General features: G+C 71.9%; 27 protein-coding genes. 12 read left to right on the forward strand and 15 right to left on the reverse strand.

The features are described from left to right. The first annotated feature begins 22 nt into the window (after positions 1 to 22). The 3 genes from N1F89_RS07215 (at position 23) to N1F89_RS07225 (ending at position 3331) form a co-directional block, all read left to right on the forward strand. Positions 23 to 1276 carry a hypothetical protein gene (locus N1F89_RS07215; protein WP_290082902.1) on the forward strand — a complete coding sequence of 418 codons (1254 nt, stop codon included), beginning with the start codon at positions 23 to 25 and terminating at the stop codon, positions 1274 to 1276. Positions 1277 to 1469: 193 nt separating this feature from the next. Then, complete coding sequence (locus N1F89_RS07220) at positions 1470 to 2435, forward strand: class I SAM-dependent methyltransferase (protein ID WP_290082904.1); 966 nt, start codon at positions 1470 to 1472, stop codon at positions 2433 to 2435. Further along, a complete protein-coding gene (locus N1F89_RS07225; protein WP_290082906.1) occupies positions 2432 to 3331 on the forward strand; it encodes a methyltransferase domain-containing protein in 900 nt (299 codons plus the stop codon). The genes N1F89_RS07220 and N1F89_RS07225 overlap by 4 nt, the downstream gene beginning before the upstream one ends. Positions 3332 to 3436: 105 nt before the next feature. Here the strand turns inward: N1F89_RS07225 and N1F89_RS07230 are convergent, their stop codons facing one another. The 6 genes from N1F89_RS07230 to gspD all read right to left on the reverse strand — a co-directional run bounded on the left by N1F89_RS07230 (position 3437) and on the right by gspD (position 8812). After that, complete coding sequence (locus N1F89_RS07230) at positions 3437 to 4369, reverse strand: NAD-dependent epimerase/dehydratase family protein (protein WP_290082908.1); 933 nt, start codon at positions 4367 to 4369, stop codon at positions 3437 to 3439. 186 nt (positions 4370 to 4555) lie between these two features. Beyond that, positions 4556 to 4951 carry an META domain-containing protein gene (locus N1F89_RS07235; protein ID WP_290082910.1) on the reverse strand — a complete coding sequence of 132 codons (396 nt, stop codon included), beginning with the start codon at positions 4949 to 4951 and terminating at the stop codon, positions 4556 to 4558. A gap of 229 nt (positions 4952 to 5180) precedes the next feature. Continuing rightward, complete coding sequence (locus N1F89_RS07240) at positions 5181 to 5672, reverse strand: hypothetical protein (protein WP_290082912.1); 492 nt, start codon at positions 5670 to 5672, stop codon at positions 5181 to 5183. A gap of 125 nt (positions 5673 to 5797) precedes the next feature. Further along, complete coding sequence (gene gspG / locus N1F89_RS07245; protein ID WP_290082915.1) at positions 5798 to 6262, reverse strand: type II secretion system major pseudopilin GspG; 465 nt, start codon at positions 6260 to 6262, stop codon at positions 5798 to 5800. Further along, on the reverse strand, positions 6262 to 6756 hold the full coding sequence (locus N1F89_RS07250; RefSeq protein WP_290082917.1) for an A24 family peptidase: 495 nt from the start codon (positions 6754 to 6756) through the stop codon (positions 6262 to 6264). Before N1F89_RS07250 ends, gspG begins: the two co-directional genes overlap by 1 nt. A 19-nt stretch (positions 6757 to 6775) precedes the next feature. Further along, positions 6776 to 8812 carry a type II secretion system secretin GspD gene (gene gspD / locus N1F89_RS07255; RefSeq protein ID WP_290082918.1) on the reverse strand — a complete coding sequence of 679 codons (2037 nt, stop codon included), beginning with the start codon at positions 8810 to 8812 and terminating at the stop codon, positions 6776 to 6778. Between the two features lie 303 nt (positions 8813 to 9115). Between gspD and N1F89_RS07260 the strand changes: the two genes are divergently transcribed. The 9 genes from N1F89_RS07260 to N1F89_RS07300 all read left to right on the forward strand — a co-directional run bounded on the left by N1F89_RS07260 (position 9116) and on the right by N1F89_RS07300 (position 16681). Beyond that, positions 9116 to 10171 carry a PilN domain-containing protein gene (locus N1F89_RS07260; RefSeq protein WP_290082920.1) on the forward strand — a complete coding sequence of 352 codons (1056 nt, stop codon included), beginning with the start codon at positions 9116 to 9118 and terminating at the stop codon, positions 10169 to 10171. Beyond that, entirely contained in the window at positions 10164 to 10781 is a 618-nt protein-coding gene (gene gspM / locus N1F89_RS07265; protein WP_290082921.1) for a type II secretion system protein GspM, read from the forward strand. The genes N1F89_RS07260 and gspM overlap by 8 nt, the downstream gene beginning before the upstream one ends. Beyond that, positions 10778 to 11314 (forward strand): hypothetical protein, encoded by a 537-nt coding sequence (locus N1F89_RS07270; protein WP_290082923.1) that lies wholly within the window; start codon positions 10778 to 10780, stop codon positions 11312 to 11314. Before gspM ends, N1F89_RS07270 begins: the two co-directional genes overlap by 4 nt. Continuing rightward, on the forward strand, positions 11311 to 12255 hold the full coding sequence (locus tag N1F89_RS07275) for a hypothetical protein (RefSeq protein WP_290082925.1): 945 nt from the start codon (positions 11311 to 11313) through the stop codon (positions 12253 to 12255). Before N1F89_RS07270 ends, N1F89_RS07275 begins: the two co-directional genes overlap by 4 nt. 28 nt (positions 12256 to 12283) lie before the next feature. Beyond that, the gene (locus N1F89_RS07280; protein ID WP_290082926.1) at positions 12284 to 13924 is read left to right on the forward strand and encodes a GspE/PulE family protein; all 1641 of its coding nucleotides are present in this window, start codon (positions 12284 to 12286) and stop codon (positions 13922 to 13924) included. A 99-nt stretch (positions 13925 to 14023) separates the two neighbouring features. After that, a complete protein-coding gene (locus N1F89_RS07285; RefSeq protein WP_290082927.1) occupies positions 14024 to 15238 on the forward strand; it encodes a type II secretion system F family protein in 1215 nt (404 codons plus the stop codon). Then, entirely contained in the window at positions 15235 to 15714 is a 480-nt protein-coding gene (locus N1F89_RS07290; protein WP_290082928.1) for a GspH/FimT family protein, read from the forward strand. Before N1F89_RS07285 ends, N1F89_RS07290 begins: the two co-directional genes overlap by 4 nt. Next, on the forward strand, positions 15714 to 16082 hold the full coding sequence (locus N1F89_RS07295) for a prepilin-type N-terminal cleavage/methylation domain-containing protein (RefSeq protein ID WP_290082929.1): 369 nt from the start codon (positions 15714 to 15716) through the stop codon (positions 16080 to 16082). Before N1F89_RS07290 ends, N1F89_RS07295 begins: the two co-directional genes overlap by 1 nt. Positions 16083 to 16084: 2 nt before the next feature. Further along, positions 16085 to 16681 carry a type II secretion system protein gene (locus N1F89_RS07300; protein ID WP_290082931.1) on the forward strand — a complete coding sequence of 199 codons (597 nt, stop codon included), beginning with the start codon at positions 16085 to 16087 and terminating at the stop codon, positions 16679 to 16681. 32 nt (positions 16682 to 16713) lie between these two features. Here N1F89_RS07300 and N1F89_RS07305 read toward each other — a convergent pair whose 3' ends face one another. The 9 genes from N1F89_RS07305 to N1F89_RS07345 all read right to left on the reverse strand — a co-directional run. Beyond that, the gene (locus N1F89_RS07305; RefSeq protein ID WP_290082932.1) at positions 16714 to 17253 is read right to left on the reverse strand and encodes a hypothetical protein; all 540 of its coding nucleotides are present in this window, start codon (positions 17251 to 17253) and stop codon (positions 16714 to 16716) included. An 80-nt stretch (positions 17254 to 17333) separates the two neighbouring features. Next, the gene (locus N1F89_RS07310; protein WP_290082933.1) at positions 17334 to 18245 is read right to left on the reverse strand and encodes a glycosyltransferase; all 912 of its coding nucleotides are present in this window, start codon (positions 18243 to 18245) and stop codon (positions 17334 to 17336) included. Positions 18246 to 18439: 194 nt separating this feature from the next. Next, on the reverse strand, positions 18440 to 18700 hold the full coding sequence (locus N1F89_RS07315) for an oxidase (protein WP_290082934.1): 261 nt from the start codon (positions 18698 to 18700) through the stop codon (positions 18440 to 18442). Further along, the gene (locus N1F89_RS07320; RefSeq protein ID WP_290082936.1) at positions 18697 to 19335 is read right to left on the reverse strand and encodes a cytochrome c oxidase subunit 3; all 639 of its coding nucleotides are present in this window, start codon (positions 19333 to 19335) and stop codon (positions 18697 to 18699) included. Before N1F89_RS07320 ends, N1F89_RS07315 begins: the two co-directional genes overlap by 4 nt. Then, positions 19332 to 20942, reverse strand: coding sequence for a cytochrome c oxidase subunit I (gene ctaD, locus N1F89_RS07325; protein ID WP_290082938.1), 1611 nt, complete (start codon positions 20940 to 20942; stop codon positions 19332 to 19334). Before ctaD ends, N1F89_RS07320 begins: the two co-directional genes overlap by 4 nt. Further along, complete coding sequence (gene coxB / locus N1F89_RS07330; protein WP_290082939.1) at positions 20939 to 21880, reverse strand: cytochrome c oxidase subunit II; 942 nt, start codon at positions 21878 to 21880, stop codon at positions 20939 to 20941. Before coxB ends, ctaD begins: the two co-directional genes overlap by 4 nt. Then, entirely contained in the window at positions 21877 to 22641 is a 765-nt protein-coding gene (locus tag N1F89_RS07335) for an SCO family protein (RefSeq protein WP_290082941.1), read from the reverse strand. Before N1F89_RS07335 ends, coxB begins: the two co-directional genes overlap by 4 nt. Continuing rightward, positions 22638 to 23102 (reverse strand): hypothetical protein, encoded by a 465-nt coding sequence (locus N1F89_RS07340; protein ID WP_290082943.1) that lies wholly within the window; start codon positions 23100 to 23102, stop codon positions 22638 to 22640. The genes N1F89_RS07335 and N1F89_RS07340 overlap by 4 nt, the downstream gene beginning before the upstream one ends. Further along, on the reverse strand, positions 23095 to 24155 hold a 1061-nt coding region (locus N1F89_RS07345; RefSeq protein ID WP_290082945.1), incomplete at its 5' end, for a hypothetical protein. The genes N1F89_RS07345 and N1F89_RS07340, both read right to left, overlap by 8 nt.

Consider the following 24155-nt stretch of genomic DNA (forward strand, 5'->3'; position numbering starts at 1 on the left):
ACTGGCAGGCATGGGTGGAGCAATGAGCAAGAGATTGATCAAGACATTGGGCGCTTCGGCGCTTCTGGCCGCGTCGGCGATGGCATTCGTCGCCACCGGTCACGCACAGATGGCGAACCAGGGCCAGGGGCTGGCCAACGATGGCGACGCTGCTTTCGCGAGTCACGGCGGCGACGGGGTGGTGTCGACCGCCGCACCGACCGGGCCGGGGCTCAGCCGGCTTCCGCTGACGACTCCGGACGTGATGCCCTACGACGCGGCGACGGTCCCCGCCGAGGCGCCGAGCGGCGCCAGCTCGTCGGGCGATCCGGAGGTCGGAACCGAGGCCTACGGCACCTCGACGGAAGGCTGGCCCTACTCGCACCAGCGCGTCGCGGTCACCGGCCCCTATCCGGGGCCCGGCACGTACGCCTTCCAGGTTCCGGTGACGAGCCGGCCCTACCGCTGGGCGGGCAAGCTGTGGATGCGTTTCGACAATTCGTGGTTCGTCTGTTCGGCCGCGCTCATCAAGAAGGGCGTGCTCGTCACGGCGGCGCACTGCGTGCACCAGTACGGTCAGGGTGCCGGGGGCTTCGCCGACGAGGTGCGCTGGTATCCGGCCAACCTGAACGCGGCCGGCGGCCCCTGGGGCTACTACCAGGGCGTCAACTGGATCATCCCGACCGTCTACCGCGACGGCACGGATACCTGCCAGTCGGGCGCCAACGGCGTGGTCTGCAACAACGACATCGCGACCGTGACGCTGGCCGCGCGCAACGGCCTTTACCCCGGTCAGGGCCTCGGCGGCTGGTACTGGTACGGCTGGAACGGCTACTCCTACAAGGTGAACTCGTCCGGCTTCGGCAATCACACGATCGCCGAGATCAACCAGCTCGGCTATCCGGTGGCCTGGGACTCCGGCCGTCAGATGCAGCGCAACAACTCGTTCGGCAAGTACGTCACCAGCACCAGCACGACGAACGGGCAGCTTCTGAAGAACACCCAGCTCGGCTCGCCGCTGAGCGGCGGTTCGAGCGGCGGTCCCTGGATCGTCAACTTCAGCACGCGGCCGCTGCTGACCAACACGTCCGACGCCTCCTACGGCGCCATGCCGACGCGCAACGTCATCGTCGGCACGACGAGCTGGGGCTACACCAACAAGGACATCAACGTTCAGGGCGCCTCGTGGTTCGGCCAGAACAACGAGTTCCCGAACGCCTCCTACGGCTCCTACGGGGCCGGCAACATCGGCGCGCTCGTGCAGTACACCTGCACGACCTATGCGGCCTATTGCTGACGGTCTTCGCACCGTCACCGTTCGGAAAACCCCGGCCTTGGCCGGGGTTTTTCATGTGATGCATCAACGCTTGCCGGCGCTGCGCGACCGGCTGCGCAAGGGCTTTGCAGTCCGGGCGCAAGCGGCTATGGACAAAGACAGCGGCGGCCCGCCACGGCGGCGCGGCCGCCCAGGCGTGCCGGCGGGAGCGGACGTGAAGGACCAGATCGTCAGCAACATCGAGGCCGTGGCCGGCAAGCCGCTGCTGACCACCCATCCCGTGATCGACACGCTGGCCGGCAGGCTGCGCCCGCTCGCCGCGCGCGTGAACGCGGAACTGTCGCGCAACAGGACGCCCTGGCAGCCCTTCGCGGAGCTCGCCTCGCTCGACAGCCGCCGCTCCTTCGTCAAGGCGGCGACGCATCTCCTGCCGCAGGCGGCGTTCGACACGACGCGGCTTCTCGCCGTCCAGCCGCCCGACGACATCCACCGCATGCAGCGCTCCGATCCCTACTGGATCGGCGACTTCTTCAGCGCCAACATGATCGTGCACGCGCTGCGCGCCTGCCGGCTCGACCGGCCCGACCAGACGGTGCTCGATATCGGCTGCTCGAGCGGTTCGCTGGTGCGCATGCTGGCCGCCTATGAGGGGAGCTGGAGCCTGCACGGCTGTGACCCCATCGCCTCGGCGATCGACTGGGCGCAGGCGCACGTGCCGACGGGGCGGTTCTTCCACATGAACCTCAAGCCGCCGCTCGACCTCGACGACGCGTCGCTCGACGGCGTCACCGCGATCTCGGTGTGGAGCCATCACCGCCCGGACGCGGCGGAGTTGTGGATGGCGGAAGTGGCCCGCGTCCTGCGGCCCGGCGGCTGGTTCGCCGTCACCTTCTCCTCGCTGCACCACGTCCGCTGGCTGGCGCGCAACCCGCGCGTGCGGGCGGCCGAGCTCGAGGCGATGCTGCGCTCGCTGGCGCAGAGCGGCAACCATTTCGTGCCGGTCCGCTACAAGGGCGAGGACGCCGATACCGACGTCGACTGGGGCCAGTCGTGCTACGCGCGCGAGCGCTTCTTCGGCATGGCCTATGCCTGGTTCGACGTGGCCGGCTACTTTCCCGGTCTCAACCAGGGCAATCAGGACGTGGCCGTGCTTGTCCGGCGCGGCGGAGGGCAGCCATGAGCGACACGGCATCGATGCGCCTGCTGCGCGACGGCGCGACCCGGCGCCTCTTCCTGATCGACCGCGGCCGCCGCCGCCCGGTGCTGCTGCCCGAGGTGGCGGCGTGGCTGCGCAGCGCGCTGCCGGAGGCCGGGATCGAGGTCGTCGCGTCCGATGTGCTGACCGGCCACGAGCCCGGAGCGGTCGTGCCGCGGCGCTGGGAGGAGGCCGACTGGATCGAGCCGCCGGCCAACAAGCAGATGATGCGCGAGATCATCGTCAGCCGGCTCGCCGGCCGGGGTGTCGAGTTCGGCGCCGGTTCGCGGCCGATGCCGCTGCCCGTGGGCCTCGACCTCGACTATGTCGAGCCGTTCCAGTCGACCGAGCAGTACGCGCGCATGGGCTACACCGACAATGCCGTGGTCGCGCGCTTCTCCAATCCGATCGAGGCGCAGCGCGAGTTCGCCGACGAGAGCCTCGACTTCGTGGTCGCCGCGCACGTCATCGAGCACACGCCGAATCCGATCGGCGCGATCGTCGAGTGCTTCCGCACGCTGCGGCCGGGCGGGCAGCTCGTGCTCGTCGTGCCGGACAAGCGCCGCACCTTCGACAAGCCGCGCGAGCTCACGCCGCTCGAACATCTGGTGCTCGACTTCGAACAGCCCGACCGGGCGCGCGATTTCGACAACTATCTGGAGTTCTTCCGCCTGGCCAAGCGCAGCGCCACCGTGCAGGAGGACGCCCGTCGCGCCCACGCCGAAGGCATCGACATCCACTACCACGTCTGGGAGCCGGCGAGCTTCCACCGCATGATGCAGCACATCGTGGCGCGCTATGCGCCGTTCCGCAGCTTCGAGGTCAAGCCGCCGGTCGACGACCCGAGCTGCCTGGAATTCTACATGGTCGCCGTGAAGTAGCCGGCCCGGGCGCCCAGGGCAGGCCGCAGCCGGGCGGGCTCACGCATCCGGCGCCGCCGACAGGATGGCGTGCGAAAGCCGCTCGGCGCTCTTCGGCATCACGGTCTAGCCGCCGCCGTCCTCGCCGTCGAGCGCACGCACGGTGCGCGCGATGCCGGCGTCGAACGGAGTACGCGGCGCCCAGCCGAGATGCCGCCGGGCGGCCGCGATGTCGAGGCAGGCGACGGGCACGTCGGTCGCCCGCGCCTCGACATACTCGCGGTCGAAGCGGTGCCCGGTCGCGCTCTCGATCGCCGCGATCACGGCGTTGACGGAGCGCGCCTCGCCGCTGCCGATGTTGAGCACGAGCTGCGGCGCGCCGGCGAGCCGCACCGCCGCCTCGATCGCCTCGATCACGTCGTCGATGTAGACGTAGTCGCGCTGCGCTTCGCCGTCGCCGAAGATGCGCACCGGCGCGCCCTTCTGCCAGCGCTCGAAGATCGCCGGGATCAGCCCCTGGCCCTTGCGATAAAGCTGCCCCGGGCCGAACGGGTTGGCGACGCGCAGGATGACGTGCTGCAGACCGTCCACATGGCCGTGCATGCGCACGTATTTTTCCACGGTCAGCTTGGTCAGCCCGTGCGAGCTGATCGGGTTGGTGGCCGCGTCCTCCGGCGTCGGCACCGGCGCATCGGGACCGTAGACCGTGCCGCCCGACGACACGAAGACGTAGCGCCGGACGCCGGCGCCGATGCAGGTCTGCAGGAATTCGACATGCGGCAGCACGTTCTCGCGGATGTCGGCGGCGGCGTGGTCGTTCTTCAGGCCGGGGCTCGAGCTCGAGACGAGCTGGACGACGGTATCGACGTCCTGCAGCGAGGCGGCCATGGCGAGCTGCTGGCCGAGATCGCCCTCGAACACGTCGGCCCGCCCGGCGAGCGAGGCGGCGAAGCCGGCATCGAAGCGGCGCGAGACGGCGCGCACCGGCAGGCCGGCCGCCACGAGCCGGCGCACCACGTAGCGCCCGATGAAGCCGTTGGCGCCGTAGACGCCGATCATCGCGGCGCTCCGCCGCGCGAGGCCCGGGCCGGGCGCGGCATGCATCCTGCTCGAGACCTGTTCGTGCCCGCCATCGTCAACCGCCGAGAGAAAACCGCCCGCACCCCGCATCCGGGTACCAGCCGCTGCCGCGCGAGGCAATGGCGCAGGCGCGCCGCGGGGGCGGCCCGCGAAGCCGAGGCGGCGTCACTCCGCGCGCACGAAGGTCGCGGCGGGTCGGCTGCCGCGCGCCGGCAGCACCAGACGATCGCCTTCCAGCTCGGCCGCGGCGAGGTCGGCGAGCGGATCGCCGAGGTCGAGCGACAGCGCGAGGTGGTCGCCGGCGCAGGCCCGCTGGCCGACGATCATCGCTTCCGGCGCGTCGAGCGAACCGCCGAAGCGGTTGCAGCCGTCATAGCCGCTGATCGTGCGGCCCTCGATGGTGAAGGAGGGCACGGCGCCGGACGCCTCGACGGCCCTGCCGTCGATGCTTTCCAGACGCCAGCTCCCGGCGATCCGTTCGGGCTCCACGGCCATCGCGCGCTCCGTGCCGGCGACGAGCAGGGCGGCCGCGACGAGCCGCGGCAGCACAGGCGTCCTCATCGGCGTTGCCTCCGTTGCGTCGAGCGCGCGTCCGCGCGCCAGCACGAGCCTGCGCCGTCATGGGTGCGAGAATGTGGCCGCGCCGCGCTCCTGGTGGCCCGCGCGGGGACGGCCGAGGCGCCGCTGGCCCTGCCGGAGAGCCGCGCGAAGCGCTCCGCGCACGCGAATGCGGTCCGCCGGACGGATTGCCCGTGCCGTTTTTGCCGCCAGGCTCGTGCCGGGAAACGCGCTAGGCCCGCCGGATGCGCAGGATCTCGCCCGTCCATGCGTTGAGCGTGACGATGTAGCTGCGTCCGTCGCGCACGGCGCGGAACGCGTAGCGGGTGCCGTCGCAGTCGAGCGCGCGGATGCGCACGAAGCCGTTGTAGCGCAGGATGCGGCGCCCCTCGTTGCAGGTGATGCGGTCGCGATACTCGTAGCGCGGCGGGTCCCAGCGATAGTAGCCGGACGGCGGCCGCGGGTGGCGCGGGTCGGGGCGGCGGTAGCCGGGCGGCGGCGCGGGATCGCGCGGGTCGGGCCGGTAGTAGCCGGGCGGCACGCGCTGCACGCCGCCGGGCGGGCCTTCGGCGCGGCCCGAGGTGCCGCGCCCGCAGCGCGGGTCGCCGGCGCAGTTGTCGCTGAAGCCCGACGAGGCGCCGGGCCGCTCGAAGCCTTGCGTCAGGGCGGGCGTGGTGGCGAGCGCGCTTGCCAGTGCGGCTGCGATGGCGATGGGCCTGATCATGGTCGTTGTCCTCGAACGCCTGTCCCGCGCACCTTACGCGGCGGCAGATGAACGAAACGCGAAGGCCGCGTTCATCGCCGGTTCATCTGGCAACGGACCGTGCGGCCATGCGGTTCCGCGCCCGCTCACCGGTTGGAGATGTCGCGGTCCTCGCCGTTGCCGCCCGCCTTGCCGTCGCGGCCGTAGGAGATCACCTCGACGCGGTCGTTCTCCAGCCGGTAGACGTAGGGGTTGCCCCACGGATCGCGCAGCGCCTCGCTGTTGGTCAGGTAGGGCCCGTTCCAGCGCGCCTGCAGCGCCGAGGGCGGCTCGGCCAGGGCGCCGAGCCCTTCCTCGCCGGTCGGGTAGCGCAGGTTGTCGATGTAGAACAGCTCGAGCGCGCTCTCGATGTTCTTGATCTGCGCCTGGGCGGCGTCCGAGCGCGCCGAGCCGAGGTAGCGCAGCACCTGCGGCGCGGCGAGCCCGGCGATCAGCGCGATGATCGCCAGCACGACGAGAAGCTCGACGAGCGTGAAGCCGTCGTCGCGCGCGGCCCCCGTTCGGGCAGTCGCGGCGCGGCGTCGGAGCGCGTTCAGGAAAGCGGATCGCATCAGTAACCTCTGCTGGGCACGAAAGTCGGCAGGTTCGTCCGTTCGATCGCCCAGACCGCGAGGAGGGCGATGCCGATGAAGGGGCCGAACGGTATGCGCGACCGGCTCTCGGCTCGCCCCCGCAGGGCCGGGGAGACCGCGACATAGACTAAAGCGGAGAACGAGGCGACAAAAAGAAAAAGCGCCAGGTTCCACGGGCTGAACCACAGCGCGGCCGCACCCGCCATCTTGACGTCGCCGAGGCCGAGCCCGGCCGTGCCGCGCAGCAGCCGGTAGCCGGCCCGCACCAGCCAGAAACCGCCGAGCACGAGGAGCGCGAACAGCGCCGCCGCGGCGGGAAACGCCTGCAGCGCCAGCCACTGATAGGCGAGCCCGAGCAGCGCCAGCGCCAGGTTGAGCGGATCGGGGATGCGCATGGTGCGCCAGTCGGCCACCGCGATGGCGCCGACGACGGCCAGGAGCGCCGGCGCGAAGACGAGGTCGAGCCCGCTCATGCCGGCTGCCGGCCGGCCGCTACTGCAGCCGCCGCAGGTCGCGCCGGATGCGGTTTTCGGGCGTCTCGCTCCGGCCGAAGTCGAGCCGGTCGCGGAACTCCTCGTTGACCGCGCGCGCGTCCTGGAAGTTGCGCAGCACCCGCGGCCGGATGAGGATCAGGAGCTCGGTGCGCTCGAGCTTGTCGGTCTTGTTCTTGAAGGCGTTGCCGACGACCGGGATCTCGCCGAGGATCGGCACCTGGCCGCGCGTGTTGGTCTTGCGCTCCTGGATCAGGCCGCCGAGCGTCAGCGCCTCGCCGTCGTTGACGACGACCCGCGTCGAGATCTTGCGCTGCTGGATGGTCGGCGAATCGATGCCCGAGGATGTGGTGCGCACCACGCTGCTCGCCTCCTGCTCGATGTCGAGCAGCACCCGGCCGGCGCTGTTCACCCTGGGCGTGATGTTGAGGATTATGCCGGTGTCCTTCAGGGTGACGGTGTTGACGATCGGCGCGTTGGGGTCCTCCACGCCGGTCGCCGTGCGCGTGACGATCGGCACCTGGTCGCCGATCTGCAGCGTCGCTTCCTGGTTGTTCAGCGCCATCAGCGTCGGCGAGGAGATGACGTTGACGTCGGTCACGCTCGACAGCGCGTTGATCGTCACCTCCAGGTCGCTGGAGGCGAAGCTCCACGACAGGCCGGGGAAGGCCGGCGCGACGAGACCGGAGGCGAGGTCCGACAGGCCGACGCTGAAATTGCCGCTCTCGAAGAACCAGCGCACGCCGAACTTCAGCTCGTCGTTCAGCGTCACCTCGGCGATCACCGCCTCCAGCATCACCTGGGTGGGCAGCACGTCGAGCTGCTCGAGAATGCGCTCGATGCGCTCGTAGTCGCGCGCCGTCGTGGAGATCAGCAGGGCGTTGTTCTCCGTGTCGGCGACGACCTTCGGCGCCACCGCGCCGCCGGACGCCTGGCCCGGCGCGTCGGCGCTGGCCAGCTCGACCTCCTCGAGGTCGGGCGACACCGGCGATCCCGCGCCGCCGGGGCCGGATCCCTGGCCCGACAGCACCGACTGCAGCACGCCGGCCAGCTCCTCGGCCGTGCGGTTCTGGATGTGGTAGACGAAGAGCTGTTCCTCGTTGGTGCTGGCGATCCGGTCGAGCTGCCGGATCCAGCCCTCCGCCCGGCGCAGATACTGCGGCCGCGAGGAGATCACCAGCACCGAGTTGAGCCGCTCGTTGGGCACGAAGCGGATGACGTTCTGGCCCGGCCCGTCCGTTGTGCGGAAGATCGTCTCGAGCTCGTTGGCCACCTCGACCGGCCGCGAGGTCTTGAGCGGATGCAGCGCCACCGACATGCCCTGCATCCAGTCGACGTCGAACACGCCGATCGCGTCGCGCATGGCCGCCAGGTCGGCATTGGTGCCGGCCAGCATGATGTAGTTGCGGTCGTTGTCGACGCGCAGGATCGAGCCCTCGCGGCTGATCGGCGACAGGATGTTGCGCATCTCCTCGGCGGCGATGTGCTGCAGCTCGACCACCAGCACCTTGATCCCCGGGCCGCGCGGCGCCACCGAGGGCACGCTGACCGACGGCGTGTTGGCGAGCGCCTCCGACAGCGGCACGATCTGGTAGGTGCCGGAGTTGCGCACGATGGTGAAGCCGTTCGCCGCCAGCGTCGTCTCGAAGATGTCGACCAGCGTGTCGCGCGAGACCGGCGCGCTGGTCTGCAGCGTGATCGCGCCCTGCACGCGCGGGTCGACGGTGTATGTCAGCTCGAGGATGTCGCCGAGGATGTTCTTGGCCGCCGCCGCGATCGGCGCGTCGACCAGGTTGACGCGGAACTGGGGCACGCCGTCGCTGCCGTTCTCCACGCTGACGGCCGGCGGCCGGCGCGAGACGAACTGGCCGGAGCCCGGATCGACAACGCCGCCGAACGTGGCGCCGTCGCCGGAGATGCGCTGCGACACGCCGTTGCGCTGCCGCGGCGTCTGCTTCGAGTTTTCGAGATCGCCCAGCACGGAGGAGAACATCCCCTCCGAATCGACCGAGCGGCAGCCGGCGAACGCGACGGCCAAGACAATGAAGATCAGTACGCGATACATTCCGGCCCCAAACGAAACGAACCCTGCGCCCGGACGACGTCGAGGCTTCGCGGGCCGCAGCAACGCCGACCGCGCCGTCCCCCGGCGGTGGCGCCCCTCCTGGCCCATATCCCGTCAGCAAGCCACAAAAGGCCTGGCCTGGCAAGAAAACTCCTGCACAGCGTCAACGCGCGCCGCGGCCGCGGGCCCGCGCGGCGCGCGCCATGTCGGCTGTTTCGCTCGGATTGATTTGGCTGTAAAAAATATCGCCACATTCGGTGGCGAGTGATCGTGGACATGAGCATCGCCGACAGCCTCTCCGACGTTGCGCACTGGTGGCGGTGGGAAAGCCGCGCGCTGTTCGGCGGCCGTGCGCCGGACGGCGCGGCAGGCTGCGACGTCGTCCTGCGCCTCGGCCGCGACGGCGTGCGGGTGGAGAGCGGCCGGGCCGACGCGCCCGCCTTCGAGCCGCTGCTGGTCGGCGAGACCGGGGCGGTCGGCGGCACGGTGCGCGAGCTCGCCGGGCGCTGGCGCGCGCGCCCCTCCGTGGCGCTGCTGGTCGAGCCCGACCGCTATCTCAAGCGGCGGCTGGCCGCCATGCGCCTGCCGCGCAGCCGGCTCGCGGCGATGGCGCGTCTCGACGTCCAGTCGCAGACGCCCTTCGAGCCCGACGCCCTCTTCCTGATCTTTCCCGACTACGATGCGGCGGTTTCCGAGAGCGCCTACTATGCGGTCAAGAAGGCCTTCCTGGCGCCGCTGCTCGACGATCTGCGGCAGGCCGGACTGACGCCGGGGTTCCTCGGTCTCGTCGAGGGCGCGCGCGTGGTGGCGGCGGACGCGGCGAGCCGGCGGCGCGTCGTCGGCCGCCCGCTGGCGCACCGGGCGGCCCGGCGCCTCGTCGCGGCGAGCGCGCTTGCCGCCGTCGTCGGGCTGGCCAGCCTTGTCGGGCTCGCCCACTGGCGCTACGCGAGCGCCGGCCAGCAGCTCGACGCGGCCCTCGCCGAGGCGCAGCGCGAGGTCGCCGAACTGCGCGGCCTGATCGCCGCGCGCGACCGCAAGATCGCCCAGATCGGCGCGGTGCGCCAGGAAAAGCAGGCCGCCGTGCCGGTGGTCAGCATCCTGGAGGAGATGTCGCGCGCCATCCCCGACTCGACCTGGCTGACGGAGGTCACCGTCAACGGCGACCGGGTCAGCTTCGCCGGCTTCTCGGCATCGGCCGCCACGCTCATCCCGCTGCTCGAGGCCTCGCCGCTGTTCAGCCAGCCGAGCTTCATGGAGCCGGTGGTGCGCGCCGGCGACCAGCAGGGCGAGCGGTTTTCCATCAGCATGCAGGTGGAGGCGGCCGGTGGATAGCCTGACCCGGCTGCTCAACAGCGCCAGCGGCGTGCGCCGCGGAGCGGCCGTCGCGCTCGCCGTCGCCGTCGTCGGCGGCGCCGTCGCGGTCGGCTTGGCGGCCGTCGCCTCGGTCGCCTCGCATGCCGAAAGCGTGCACGACAAGCGCCAGCAGCTCGGCCGGCTGCAGGCGGTGCTGTCGCTCAAGCCGGCGCTCGCGGCCGCGCACAGCAGCGACGGCGCCGAGGCCGAACGGTCCGAGTTCCTGCGCGGCTCCAATCCGGCGCTGGTGCAGGCCGAGCTGCAGGCCTGGCTCGGGCTGATGGCCGAGACGCACGAGGTCAAGCTGCAGTCGGTCGGCAACGCGCCGCCGCTCGAGCAGGAGGGCATGCGCTATGCCGGCCTGCGCGCCAACGTCTCGGGCACCAACGAGGCGATCCAGGGGCTGATCTACGAGATCGAGACGACGCGGCCCTATCTGATCATTCGCCAGGCGCAGCTCCACTCCACGCTGACCTCGCAGCAGGGGCCGCGCCGGGGTCCGGAGGAGCTGGTGCTTCAGGTCCAGTTCTACGGCGCGCTGCCGCCGGACACCGCCTCGGCCGACGGCGGCACGGGAGCGGTGCGATGAGGACGCTGGTCCTTCTCCTCGGCCTCTTCGCGGTCAACCTGGCCGGCTGGTCGGGCGTGTGGTGGATGGCGACGCAGCCGGTCGACACCGCCGCGATCCAGCCCGAGCGCACGGCGGGCCGGGCACTCGACGACCTCGGCGCGCTGCCCGGCGACGAGCACGTGCTCGACGTCGCCGAACTGACGCCGGTGCAGGCCTATTCGCGGCCGCTGTTCGCCCGCAACCGCAAGCCCTGGCAGCCGCCCAAGCCGCCGCCGGCCAAGAAGCCGCCGGTCCAGCAGGTCGCCAAGAAGCCGCCGCCGCCACCGGTGCCGCCGCCGCCGGTGCGGCTGGTCGGCGTCAGCTTCGCGCCCAACATGGTGCCGCGCGCGCTCCTGCGCCACAAGGCGCAGGTCGAGCCGATCTGGGTGATCCCGGGCGACAACCTGCAGGGCTGGACCGTCAGCCGCATCGACGCCCAGTCGATCGAGCTCAAGCGCGGCAACCGCAAGGTGGCCGTCAGCCTCTATCCGAGCAACGGCGCGACGCAATGACCGCCGGCCCGCGCGTGCCGCATCGGCCGGCCGACCCGCGCGACGGCGGCTTCGCCGTCGTCGTGGTGCTGCTTTTCCTGATGGCGGTCACCGCGCTGATCGCGCCGCTGGCGCTCGCCGCGCGCACCGAGTTCCTGGTCGCCGCCAACCGCATGCAGCAGGACCGTCTGGCGCTCGTCGCCGAGGGCGCCTTCACGGTGCTGGCGCGCGACCTGGCCGCGCCGCCGATCGAGCCGCGCAGCCCGGCGCTGACGGTGCGCTCCGAGCCGCTGCGCTGCGTCACCGAGGCGCTCGCCTTCGAGGTGCGGGTGCAGGACCAGGCGGGCCTCGCCGATTTGAACATGGCACCGCCGGGCCTGCTCGAGGCCGGCTTCGTCGCGCTCGGCTTCGGCCGCGGCGAGGCGGCCGGCCTCGCCCGGGCCGTGGTCGCCTATCGCCGGCCGGCGGGCGGCGAGGGCGAGAGCCCCCGCGTGCCGCCCGGCGCCGTCGTCGCCGGGCTGAAGCAGGGCGCCTTCGAGGCGATCGAGGAGCTCTACGACTTCGACGGCCTGGCCGACGTGCCGGCCGCGGCGCTGGCCGAGGTGTTCACCATCCACAACGCCACGCCGGCGATCGTCGGGCCGGTGATGTCGCGCCGCCTGTCGCAGATCCTGCCGGCCGCGCCGACGCCGCGTTATCCCTTCATCGCGGCCGAGCCGGGCGAGCCGCCGCGGCTCTACCGCATCGACGTCACGGTCGGCGACCGCCAATGGCGCACCCGCAGCCACCACGGCGCGCTGCTGCGCGCCAGCGAGGAGGAGGGCGGCGCCTTCCAGCCGGTCGAGCCGGTGACGAACCCCGCCTTCCTGCCCGGCGAGGCGGACGGCTTTGGCGCCGCCGAGGAGTGCGATAGACTGTTCGGCGTCGGCGCCGCCGCCGCCCTGGCGCGGATCGAGGGCTGAGCGGCGCCACGGAGTGAGAAGCCCGATCATGCAGCTGGAAAAGAGTGCCGCGTTCTCCGACTTCCTCGCCTTCATGGAAGGACGCGGCATCCTGTCGCCGGAGGCGGCGAAGCGCGCGCGCAACGCCTACGGCTCGACCGACCATCCCGCCGACACCGTGCTGATCGAGCTCGGCCTGACCCGCGAGACCGATCTCGCCGGCCACATGGCGACCTTCTTCGGCCTGCCTGTCGCCGAGCGCATTCCCGACGAGCTCGAGACGGCGCTGATCCAGAAGGTCGGCTTCGGCTTCCTGGAATCGAACCACGTGCTGCCGCTTGCGCTGACCGACGACCGGCTGACCGTGGGCGTGGCCGATCCGTTCGCGCACGCCGCCGTCGACATTCTCGGCTACCAGTTCGAGCGCGAGCCGGAGCTGCGCGTCTTCCCGCGCAGCGCCATCGCCGAGCGCATCCGCCAGCTCAAGCAGGCCAGCCTGGAGGCGCTCGAGGAGCGGCCGCAGGAGGCCGGCGGCGAGATCGACGCCGACGACATCGAGCGGCTGCGCGACTTCGCCCGCGAGGCGCCGGTCATCCGCTTCGTCTCGCAGATGATCCAGCAGGCGGTCGACCGCGGCGCGACCGACATCCATGTCGAGCCGGCGGCCGACCACATGCGCATCCGCTTCCGCCGTGACGGTCTGCTGAGCGTGGCCGAGACCGCGCCCAGAACGATGCATGCGGGCGTCGCCACGCGCATCAAGATCCTGTCGCGGCTCAACATCGCCGAGCGCCGGCTGCCGCAGGACGGCCGCATGCGCATCGCGGTGCGCGGCCAGGAGATCGACCTGCGCGTCTCGGTGCTGCCGAGCGTGCATGGTGAGACCTTCGTGCTGCGCATTCTCGACAAGACCGGCGTCGCGCTCAGCCTCGACGCGCTCGGCTACGACGCGCCGTCGATCGCCCGGTTCCGCACGCTGGCGCACATCCCCAACGGCATCGTCCTGATCACCGGTCCGACCGGCAGCGGCAAGACGACGACGCTCTATTCGGTGCTCAAGGAGCGCGACCCCGACTCGGTGAAGATCTTCACCGTCGAGGATCCGGTCGAGTACCGGCTCGACGGCATCACCCAGCTCCAGGTCGATCCGGCGATCGACCTGACCTTCGCGCGGGCGCTGCGCTCGGTGCTGCGCCAGGATCCCGACGTCATCCTGGTCGGCGAGATCCGCGACCGCGAAACCGCGCAGATCGCCATCCAGGCCTCGCTGACGGGGCACCTGGTGTTTTCCACGCTGCACACCAACAGCGCCGCCGGCGCGCTGACGCGGCTGCTCGACATGGGCATCGACGGCTATCTGATCGGCGCGACGATCCGCGCCGTGGTCGCCCAGCGTCTGGTGCGGCGGCTGTGTCCGCAATGCGGCGGCGCGGCCGTCGTGCAGGGCGGCGAGCCGTGCGGGCGCTGCCGCGGCAGCGGCTATGCCGGGCGCACCGTGACCTACGAGATCATGGAGATCACGCCCGAGCTCGGCTCGATGATCAGCCGCGGCGCCAGCGAGGAGCAGCTTGTCGAGCATGCCCGGCGCAGCGGCGTCCTGTCGATCGAGGACCACGCCGCGGGCCTCGCCGCAAGCGGCATCACGACCCGCGAGGAGGTGCAAAGGGTGCTGGAGCTGCGTCGTGCGTAGCGCGTTGGCAGGCGGAGCGGCAAGCGGTGCGCTGAAAGGCGCAGCGGCGCGCTCCGGCAGGCTCCTGCACACGGGACGGAAACGGTGGGCGGACAGCGCGTGAAATTCCATTTCCGGGCCTACGGCCAGTCGGGCGGCCACGACAGCGGCATCGTCGAGGCGCTCGACACGGCCGACGCCGTGCGCCAGCTCACCCAGCGCGGCAAGGTGCCCTACGAGATTCGCCCGGCCGACGGCCGCGCCGCGGCGCCGCGCGCGGCCCGGCCGCGCGCCGGCCTGTTCCAGCCCCGGCTCGACCTGACGCGCTTCTTCAGCGAGCTGTCGGTCATCATCGGCTCGGGCTTCAACGTCGACGTCGCGCTGAAGGCGGTCGCCGACGCCGAGACCAACCGGGCGCAGAAGGCCCGCATCCAGGCGATCCACGCCGAGATCACCGAGGGCAAGTCGGTCGCCGAGGCGTTCGCCAACCAGCCCGACATTCCCGAGGACGTGGTCGCGCTGGTGTCGAGCGGCGAGAGCAGCGGCCGTCTCGACGTCGTCGTCGCCGAGCTGGCCAAGAGCTACGCCGAGGCGGCCAGGCGCCGCTCCGAGATCGTCGAGGCGCTGCTCTACCCCTGCTTCCTGATCGTGGTGATGATCGGCGCGCTGCTTCTGCTGTCGACCTATCTCGTGCCGGCGCTGCAGCCGATCTTCGACAATGCCGGCACGCCGCCGCCGGTCATCGTGCGCGTGCTCGGCGCCTTCGGCGCCTTCGTCACCGCCTACGGCTTTTTGATCCTGGCCGGGCTCGCCGGGCTGGCGCTGCTGCTCGTCGTCCTGTCGCGCCGGCGCGCCGTGCGGACCCGGTTGGCCGATCTCGCCGCACGCCTGCCGGGGGTGGGCGCGCTGGTGCGCGGCACGACGCGCAGCCGCTACCTCAACACCATGGCCCTGCTTCTGTCGAACGGCGTGCCGATGCTCGAGGCGATGGGGCTCGCCGCCGAGACCGCCGTCGGCGAGCGCCATCGCAGCCGTCTCGTCCTGGCGCGCCAGCGCGTCGCGTCCGGCGAGCCCTTCTGGTCGTCGCTCACGGTGTCGGACGCCTTTCCCGAGCAGATCCTGTCGCTCATCCGCCTCGGCGAGGAATCGAACAATCTCGGCCCCATGATGTATCGCGCCGGCGCGATGACCCAGGCGCAGATGCAAAAGGCGATCTCGCGCGCGCTCACCTTCCTCACGCCCACCGTCACCATCGTGCTCGGCGGGCTGGTCGGCAGCCTGGTCATCTCGGTCATGACGACGCTGCTCAGCATCAACGAGATCGCGATCCGATGAGACCGCGCCGGCCCGACGACACGCGCGACGCCGGCTTCACGCTGGTGGAGTTCCTGGTCGCCATGGCGATCGTCGCCATGGTCGCGGCGTCCGTCGGCTCGACGCTGGCGCGGCGCGACGGACGCGCCTCGCCGATGGAGGTCGGCCAGGCGATGCAGTCGATGCTGATGCGCGCGCGCAGCGACGCCATCCGTCGCGGTGCCGACACCGTGTTCGTGCTCGATGCCGGCCGCCGCAGCTACACCTATCCGGCCGACGCCGAGCCGGTCGTGCTGCCCGACGGGATGTCGATCCGCATGAAGGCGGGCGGCGAGTTCGTTTCCGGCGACGGCAGCACCTATTCGCTCGTGTTCCGCGCCGACGGCAGCGCGTCGGGGGCGGAGATCGTGCTCGGCGACGGCGGCACGCGCGGCGCGCGGATCGACGTCCACTGGCTGACCGGCGTGCCGCGGCTGAGCGTCGCGGAGGTGCCGTGATGGCGCGCGGCGGCGACGACGGCTTCGCGCTGGTCGAGGCGGTGGTCGCCTTCGCCATTCTGGCCGTGGCGCTCGGCGTCGCCATGGCCACGGTGTCGCAGAGCGCGCGCGTCCTGGCGCGCGCCGGCGACATGGACGTGGCGAGCCGCGTGCTCGACATGCTGGCCGCCTCGGAGATTCCGGCGATCGACGGGGAGGGGACCCTGACGGGCCGCACCGACGAGGACGCGGCGTGGCGGATCGCGGCCGAACCCGTGCGCGACGGCCATGCGCGGCCGCTCTTCGCGCTGACCGTGACGGTGTGGCCGCGCGGCGAGACGGGGCCGGGCTACATCTACCACGGCTTCGCCAGCGGCACGGAGCGCTAGCGATGCAGGCGGGACAGGACAGCCCGCAACAGGGCTTCGTGCTCGTCGAGATCCTCGTCGCGCTGTCGATCGTCGCGGTCATGGGCGCGATGATGGCCGGCGTGCTCGGCCAGATGCGCGCCGTCGGCCAGATCAAGGAGCAGGTCATGGTTCAGGCGGAGCTGGCCGCGGCCGCCGCCCATCTGCAGCGCACCATCGAGGCGGCCCGCCGGGCGCCGCTCGGCGGCGGCGGCGAGGAGGAGCCGAATCTGTTCGAGGGAGAGGCGGACGCGCTGCGCTTTGCCGGCGTGACGCGACAGGGCTTCCGCTCGCTGGCCCTGCGCGACGTGCACATCCGCCTGGAGGCCGCGGCGGTCGGCGCGCGCCTCGTTCAGACGATGACGCCGCGCCGCCCGCAGGCCGAGTCCGGCAGCGTCGAGGCGCTGCGGCTGGTGGTTCTGGAGACGGTCGACGCGGTCGAATTCGGCTATTCGCGCGACGGCCGCAGCTATCTCGACGAATGGGAGGAAGGCCGGCTGCCGCGCACGGTGCGCATCACCCTGTCGCGCACCGTGCAGGGCCGCCCGGTCACCGCCTCGGCGGTGGCCCGACTGCTCTGACCGGCGCGCTCTCAGCCGGCGCCGGGCCGGCGTCAGGCCTCGTCGCGATCCGTCGGCGGAGCGACCTCGGGCAGGGCGTTGGTGACGCTGCCGTTGGCCAGCCCGGTCAGTGCCGCCTGAAGCAGGCTGGCGCCCTCGGGCAGGTCGTTGGCGACATCGTCGTCGGGGGAGGCGGCGGCGAAGTCCGCCGGATCGCCGGCGCCGCCGTCGGTCGCCGTCGGGCTGGCGCCGGGCAGGGCATTGGTGAACTCGCCGTCGTTCCAGGTCTCGCCGCCGGCCGTGCCGTCGCCCGGCAGGTCGTTGGTGACGCCGTCGCCGGGCAGATCGTTGGTGACGCCGCCGGACAGGCTGGAGAACGGATCGACATAGGGCGCTGTCGACTGGCGAAGCGCCTCGGGCGCGGCCGGGCGCTCGGCGTCGCGCGCTGCCTCGGGCGCGACGAAATCGGAGAAGCCCTTGCCGGACAGGCCGTCGCCGCCGGGATGGCGGCCTTCGGGGGGCGGCGACGATGGCCGCCCGATCTGGGTTGCGAAACCGGAAAAACCGGCCCCCATAGACGCGTTGACGCTCATCTTTCGCGCTCCTCGGAATCGTTCCGGTTGCTGAAAGCCTAGCGGGCGGGCCTTGCGCGAAGCTTGACGGCCGGGCAGCGTCAAAGCCGGTTGAGCAGCGCGGCCACGTAGAGGCCGGCCTGGCCGCCGCGGGTCTGGCGGTAGACGCCGGAGCGGCCGAGCGCGGCGACCCGGCGGTGCGGCGGGCCGTGCCGCGCCGCCGCATAGCGCTCGACGACCGCGCGCGCCTCCGGCGTCAGCAGGTCCGCGCAGCTTGCCAGGCCCGCCAGATTGCGCGTGTTCCATTCGCGGAAGCGGCCGGCCATGACGCGGCGCACGCGCGACAGCCGCGCCCCCAGCGAGGTGTTCTCGCCGATGCTGTTGCCCTTGTGCTGGCGGTAGCGCGTGTCGGGATCCTGCGCGTAGAAGACGTCGCCGCCGGCGCCGCTGACGATCATGTAGGCCCACCAGTCGTGGCTGACGAAGCCGGTGCGCGCGCACGCGGTGCGGAGAAGCTCCCAGGCCGGCCGGTTCATCACCATCGTGTTGGCGCCGGCGATCGACTGGACCAGGGCGTTGCGGAACGAGGGCGGCCGCGCGAACGGGGTCGAGTGGCCGATCGGCCGGTCCTCCTCGTCGATCAGCAGCGTGCGCGAGCAGTGCAGCGCCGGCCGGCCGGCCGGCCGTGTCGCGAGATAGGCCAAGGCGCGTGCCAGCTTGTCCGGCTCCCAGACGTCGTCCTGATCGCAGAAGGCGACGTGGTCGCCGCCGACGCGCGGGTCGGTGATCATCGAGCGGAAGTTCTCCGCGAAGCCGCAGCGCGGCCCGTCGACCACCGTGAAGGCGCCCTTAGACCAGCGCGCGGCGTTGTCCTGCAGGATGGCGCGCGAACCGTCGCTGGAGCCGTCGTCGGAGGCCCACACGTCGACCGCCGCGACCGTCTGGGCGGCGAGGCTGTCGAGCTGGCGCTGCAGGTGGCGGGCGCCGTTGTAGACCGCGAGCGCGACCGTCACGCGTGCTGTGCTTGTGTCGGGCTGGCTGGCCATGGCGGTCCGGCGGTGCTTGACGTCGAGAAGGCGGGTCGACCGCGTCGCCCGGGGTCGGCCGTGGTCTGCGCCGGCCGGAGTGCCGGCCGCGTGCCGACGCTTCCGTCCGGGTGCCGGTCTTCTAGCCCGCGCCGGGCGCGCTGTCCACGCGGCGTCGGCGCTCAGGCGAGCCGTGCCGCCAGCGTCAGCCCGAACAGGATCGCCAGCCAAAGCAGCATCGCCGCCGCGGCGAGCCGCGGCAGCGCGTCGCCGGACAAGAAGCGCATGAAGACGACGACGACCAGCACGCTCTTCACCGCCGCGATGGCGACGTTGAGGACGGCGTTGCCGAGGCCGAGCTCGACGAAGGCCGAGCCGACCGTGGCCGCCAGCAGCGCGAGCAGCGCGAGATAGGTGGCGAGGGTGCGGGCGGCGGCGCTCATCGGTCGATCAGGTAGAGCACGGGAAACAGGAAGATCCACACCACGTCGACGAAATGCCAGTAGAGCCCCGTCGCCGTGACGCGCCTGAGCCGGCCGGCGGCGGCGGTGCGGCGCCAGCGCGCCAGCACGAAGCCGACGACGGCGATGCCGCCGAGCAGATGCGCGGCGTGCAGCGCGGTCATCGTGAAGTAGAGGTTGAAGAACAGCTCGGCATTTGCCGGCGCCGGCCCCTCGTAGCGGAACGGCGCGCCGAGCACCGGCGCCAGCCCCTCGAGATACTCGCTGCGGTATTCGTAGCCCTTGACGGCGAGGAAGACGAGGCCGAGCGCCCCGGTGGCGGCGAGGCCGGCCGTCGCGCCGCGCCAGCGCCCCGCGTCGGCGAAGACGTGCGCCAGCGCCATGGTGAAACTGCTGGTGATCAGCACCACCGTGTTGGCCGTGCCGAGCGGCAGCGACAGGTGGCCGGAGGCGGCGGCGAAGGCCTGCGGATAGGCGATGCGCGCGGCCAGGAAGACGAGCAGCAGCGCGCCGAACAGCATCGCCTCGGAGGCGAGGAAGATCCACATGCCGAAGGTGTCGGCGGCGAGCTCGCGGCGCGGCGCCGCGAAGGCCTCGCTCTGCGTGCGCTCGCTCATCGCTCGTCCTCCGGCTCGGGATAGGCGTAGGGACCCTCCGTCACCGTCGGCGTGCGCGCGAAATTGTGCTGCGGCGGCGGCGAGGCGGTCTGCCATTCGAGCCCGCTCGCCCGCCACGGGTTGGCCGGCGCGGCCGACCCGCGCAGCAGCGACCAGCCGAGATAGAAGAACGGCATCACGTAGCCGATCGCCAGCACCACCGCGCCGGTCGACGACAGCACGTGCCAGAAGGCGAACTCGGCGGGATAGGCGTGGTAGCGCCGCGGCATGCCGAGATAGCCGAGCACGTATTGCGGGAAGAAGGTCAGGTTGAAGCCGATGAAGGTCGTCACCGCGGCAATGCGGCCCCACAGCTCGGAGTACATGCGCCCGGTCATCTTCGGCCACCAGAAGTGCAGCCCGCCCATGTAGGCGGTCACCATGCCGCCGACCATGATGTAGTGGAAGTGGGCGACCACGAAGTAGGTGTCGTGCAGGTGCACGTCGACGGCGAGCGAAGCGACGAACAGCCCGGCCAGGCCGCCGAAGGTGAACAGGCCGAGGAAGCCGAGCGCGTAGAGCATCGGCGTGTCGAAGGTGATGTGCCCCTTGCGCAGCGTCAGCGTCCAGTTGAACACCTTGATCGCCGAGGGGATGGCGACCAGGAAGGACAGGAAGGAGAACACCACCCCGGCATAGGCCGACTGGCCGCTGACGAACATGTGGTGGCCCCACACCAGGAAGCCGAAGACGGCGATCGCCATGCTCGACAGCGCCACCGCGCGGTAGCCGAACAGCGGCCGCCGCGCGAAGCAGGGCAGGATCTCCGACACCACGCCCATGCCCGGCAGGATCATGATGTAGACCGCCGGGTGCGAGTAGAACCAGAACAGGTGCTGGAACAGCAGCGGGTCGCCGCCGAGCTCCGGGTTGAAGACGCCGATGCCGAACACCCGCTCCAGCACGATCAGGATCAGCGAGGCGGCGAGCACCGGCGTGGCGAGCACCATCACCAGGGCGGTCGCATACATCGTCCACACGAAGATCGGCAGCCGGAACCAGGTCAGCCCCGGCGCCCGCAGCTTGTGCACCGAGACGATGAAGTTGATGCCGGTCATGATGGTCGAGAAGCCGACGATGAACACACCGAAGGCGGCCGCGCTCACATAGCTGTCGGAGTAGAGGCTCGACAGCGGCGTGTAGAAGGTCCAGCCGGTGTCGACGCCGCCGGCGATCACCGCGAACAGCGTGAACAGGCTGCCGAACGCGAACACGTACCAGCTCGCCAGGTTGAGGCGCGGGAAGGCGAGGTCCTTGGCGCCCAGCATCAGCGGCAGCAGGAAGTTGCCGAGCGTGGCCGGGATCGACGGCACCAGGAAGAACCACACCATGATGATGCCGTGGATGGAGAACATCCGGTTGTAGACGTCGGCCGTCAGCACGTCGCCCTGCGGCGTGGCGAGCTCGAGGCGCATCACCACCGCCATCGCCCCGCCGATGAAGAAGAAGGCGGTCAGCGCGACGAGGTAGAGCCAGGCGACGCGCTTGTGGTCGGTGGTCAGGAACCAGGCGCGCGGGCCGTAGCCGGCGGCAAAGTAGCTCTGCGGCGGGTATGTGTCGGCACTCATGGCTCGCGGTCCTCCGCCAGGCTCTTGATGTAGGCGACGATCATCTGCAGCTCGTCCTCGTCGATCAGCTCGTCGTAGCTCGGCATCACCGCGCCGTAGCCGGCGACGATGTGCTTCTGCGGCTGCAGGATTGAATCGCGCAGATAGGCCTCGTCGGCGATCACGGTGCGCCGGCTGGCGAGCGGCACCGGCCGCCGGTAGAGACCCTCGAGGCTCGGCGCGGGAATGCGGCTTTCCGCCCCGTGGCAGCCCGAGCAGCCGAGCGAGCGGAACAGCCGCTCGCCGGCCGCCGCCAGCGGCTCGCCGCCCGACCGCGCCTCGAGCCACGCCGCGTAGCGCTCCGGCTGCATGGCGATCACCTGGCCGCGCATGCCGGAGTGCTGGGTGCCGCAATACTCCGCGCAGAACAGGTGGTAGCGGCCGGGCTTGGTGGCGGTGAACCACACCCGGGTGGTGCGGCCGGGCACGGCGTCCTGCTTGACCCGGAAGGCGGGCACGAAGAACGAGTGGATGACGTCCTGCGAGGCGAGCGAAACGACGACCGGCTGGCCGACCGGCACGTGTAGCTCGTTGATCTCGCGCTGGCCGCCGGGATGGCGGAACTTCCACATCCACTGCTTGCCGATGGCGGCGATCTCGATCGCGTCCGCCGGCGCCTTGTTGCGGTCGACGAACAGCACCGCGCCCCAGGCGAACAGGCCGAAGGCGATGGCCACGGTGGCGGCCGTCCAGGCGATCTCCAGGCGCAGCGAGCGCGCCCTGCGGCCCGACCGGTCGGCGCGCGAGCCGGCGCGGTAGCGCGCGCTGTAGCGCACCACGAGAAAGGTGAGCACCAGGCCGAGCCCGAAGGAGAAGGCGAGCAGCGCGTAGAACAGCAGGTCGACGCCGGGCGCGAAGTTGGAAGCCTGCTCGGGCATGAAGGGGATGGACCAGCTCACGGCCGCCTCCGCCGTGCCATCAGGACGATGCCGAGGCCGAGCGCGCCGAGCGTGACCAGGCCGCCGGCCTGCACGGCGGCCCAGACGACCGGGGTGTAGCGGCCCTTGCTCTCGTCGAAGCCGGCGCACAGCAGGAAGACGCGGTCGCCCAGCGTGCCGAGCCGGCCCTGCGAGGCCTCGACCAGCGCCAGCCGCAGGTCGCGCGCGCGGAAGGTGGCGGCCGGCAGCACGCGCGCCAGACGGCCGTCGGGGGTGAATGCGAAGACGGCGATCGGATGCGCGAACTCGCCGGTCCGCGGCCGCCGCTCGAAGGTCACGCCGAGCGTCTCGGCGAGCGCGGCGCCGGCGCCGTCGCCGTCGGTCAGGAAGCGCCAGGCCGACAGCCCCGCCGCGTCGGTCGCCTCGGCCACCTTGCCTCGCATCGCACGCGCCTCGGCCGGGCCTTCCGTGGCGTCGATCGACACGAACAGCGCGCGATAGCCGTCGGGCGCGAGGCCGCTGTCCTGCAATTCGGCGGCGACGGCCTGCTGTGTCACGCCGCACATGTTGCGGCACGCGTTGTAGCCGAGCACGAGCAGCGCCGGCCGGCCGTCGAGAAGCCCGCGCAGGCTGGCGCGCCGGCCGTCCGCCGTCTCGAAGCGCGCCGCCAGGTCGATCGCGGTGCCGATCCGCGGCGCGAGCGCGGGCCGCCCGGCGGGGTCGGCGGCGGCCGGCGCCGCGGCGACCAGGACCAGCAGGATCGCGAGCCATCGGCGGATCATCGGTCGTCTCCCTCCTCGTCGGATCGGTCGTCGGGCGGCGGGCAGGCGTCGGTTTGCGGCGCCCGCGGCACCGCCTCGGCGAAGGGCGGGCAGGCGGCCGGCGCGGCACCCTCCGCGCGCCAGGCCGGCAGGCCCCGCTCGGCGACGAGCCGCATCGCCGCCTCGATCGGAATGCGCGCGATGCCGGCCTGCCGGTCGACCCAGCCGAGCGTGTCGAGCGCCTCGGTCTCGGCCCGCCGCAGGCGTGCCAGATCGGCGGCGGGATCGCGCTGCAGCGCCGGGCTGCGCGCGTTCGGCGTCTGCGCCGGTGCCGGGCCGTCCGGCCACAGCGGATCGGTGCGGAAGAGCAGCGCCAGCACAACGAGCGCGACGACGAGAAAGGCGACCAGGCCGCCGGCGAAGGCGAGCACCCGCCTTGCCGGCACGTCGCGCGTCTCGACGGAGGGGCGGCGCTCATCCATGGCGCACCTGCGGGTGCGGGAGGCGGATGGGAAAGCCGGGCAGGAGGAGGAGGAAGACCGCCGCCCAGGCGGCCGCCGCCGCGGCGAAGCCGGCGAGCGACAGGAGCGCGGCCGGGCCGCCGGCTTCGGCGAGCGGCGGCGCCACCCGCCAGACCGTCTCCAGCGCATGCGCGGCGACGAGGGTGGCGGCGAGCGCCGCGACGCCGCGCCGGCTGCGCTTCAGCCGGCGGTTCGGGAAGGCGAGCAGCGGCACCGCGACGTGCAGCGCGAGCACCAGCCACAGCACGACCTGCCAGCCGCCCTCGGTGCGCGTGAGATAGTGGCCGATCTCGCGCGGCAGGTCGGCCGCCCAGACGATCAGGAACTGCATGAAGGCCAGATAGGCCCACATCAGCACCAGGCCGAACAGCATGTTGGCGACGTCCTCGCCGAGCGCCATCGCCGCGTCGCCGGCCGGCAGCGCGCCGAGGTCGCGGCGCCGGGCGAGCACGAGCGTGGCGAGCGCATAGGCGCCGACGGTCTGCGCGCTGGCGACGAGCAGCGGATAGATGGTGGAGAAGAATTCCGGCTCGAGCGACATCATCCAGTCGACCGACAGGACGCTGACGGCCAGAGCGTGCAGCACCAGGCCGCCGGCGGCCCAGCGACGCAGAGCCAGCGGCCGCCGGTCGGCCGCCGTTGCGGCCGGCGCGGTGAGCGCCAGCACCCGCCAGCACAAAACCAGCCAGACCGCCGCCGTGGCGGCGAAGCGCAGCGTGAAGAACGGCGCGTTGAGATAGGCGAGCTTGTGGCGCACGCTCTCCGGCAGGTCGGCCGTCTCCGCCGCGGCCCAGGGAAAGGCCTCGCCGAGCGCCGCCAGCACCGGCACGAGCAGCAGCAGGCCGGCCGGCAGCGTCGCGGCGACGGCGCGCAGCGGCTGGCGCAGCGCATCGCCCCACGCGCCGCCGGTCAGCGCGTGGATCATCAGCATGGTCAGCGCGCCGAGCGGCAGGCCGAGCGCCAGCAGCGCGCCGGCCAGCCAGCCGGCGAGCAGCGGCTTGGGCACCGGCAGCA

It is taken from the genome of Aquibium sp. A9E412, assembly GCF_030398335.1.
Lineage (GTDB): Bacteria > Pseudomonadota > Alphaproteobacteria > Rhizobiales > Rhizobiaceae > A9E412.

Coding starts and splice junctions, on each gene's coding strand:
- N1F89_RS07215 (WP_290082902.1), top strand. CDS start 23: ATGAGCAAGAGATTGATCAAGACATTGGGCGCTTCGGCGCTTCTGGCC.
- N1F89_RS07225 (WP_290082906.1), top strand. CDS start 2,432: ATGAGCGACACGGCATCGATGCGCCTGCTGCGCGACGGCGCGACCCGG.
- N1F89_RS07230 (WP_290082908.1), bottom strand. CDS start 4,369: ATGATCGGCGTCTACGGCGCCAACGGCTTCATCGGGCGCTACGTGGTG.
- N1F89_RS07235 (WP_290082910.1), bottom strand. CDS start 4,951: ATGAGGACGCCTGTGCTGCCGCGGCTCGTCGCGGCCGCCCTGCTCGTC.
- N1F89_RS07240 (WP_290082912.1), bottom strand. CDS start 5,672: ATGATCAGGCCCATCGCCATCGCAGCCGCACTGGCAAGCGCGCTCGCC.
- gspG (WP_290082915.1), bottom strand. CDS start 6,262: ATGCGATCCGCTTTCCTGAACGCGCTCCGACGCCGCGCCGCGACTGCC.
- N1F89_RS07250 (WP_290082917.1), bottom strand. CDS start 6,756: ATGAGCGGGCTCGACCTCGTCTTCGCGCCGGCGCTCCTGGCCGTCGTC.
- N1F89_RS07260 (WP_290082920.1), top strand. CDS start 9,116: ATGAGCATCGCCGACAGCCTCTCCGACGTTGCGCACTGGTGGCGGTGG.
- N1F89_RS07270 (WP_290082923.1), top strand. CDS start 10,778: ATGAGGACGCTGGTCCTTCTCCTCGGCCTCTTCGCGGTCAACCTGGCC.
- N1F89_RS07275 (WP_290082925.1), top strand. CDS start 11,311: ATGACCGCCGGCCCGCGCGTGCCGCATCGGCCGGCCGACCCGCGCGAC.
- N1F89_RS07280 (WP_290082926.1), top strand. CDS start 12,284: ATGCAGCTGGAAAAGAGTGCCGCGTTCTCCGACTTCCTCGCCTTCATG.
- N1F89_RS07290 (WP_290082928.1), top strand. CDS start 15,235: ATGAGACCGCGCCGGCCCGACGACACGCGCGACGCCGGCTTCACGCTG.
- N1F89_RS07295 (WP_290082929.1), top strand. CDS start 15,714: ATGGCGCGCGGCGGCGACGACGGCTTCGCGCTGGTCGAGGCGGTGGTC.
- N1F89_RS07300 (WP_290082931.1), top strand. CDS start 16,085: ATGCAGGCGGGACAGGACAGCCCGCAACAGGGCTTCGTGCTCGTCGAG.
- N1F89_RS07305 (WP_290082932.1), bottom strand. CDS start 17,253: ATGAGCGTCAACGCGTCTATGGGGGCCGGTTTTTCCGGTTTCGCAACC.
- N1F89_RS07315 (WP_290082934.1), bottom strand. CDS start 18,700: ATGAGCGCCGCCGCCCGCACCCTCGCCACCTATCTCGCGCTGCTCGCG.
- N1F89_RS07320 (WP_290082936.1), bottom strand. CDS start 19,335: ATGAGCGAGCGCACGCAGAGCGAGGCCTTCGCGGCGCCGCGCCGCGAG.
- ctaD (WP_290082938.1), bottom strand. CDS start 20,942: ATGAGTGCCGACACATACCCGCCGCAGAGCTACTTTGCCGCCGGCTAC.
- N1F89_RS07335 (WP_290082941.1), bottom strand. CDS start 22,641: ATGATCCGCCGATGGCTCGCGATCCTGCTGGTCCTGGTCGCCGCGGCG.
- N1F89_RS07340 (WP_290082943.1), bottom strand. CDS start 23,102: ATGGATGAGCGCCGCCCCTCCGTCGAGACGCGCGACGTGCCGGCAAGG.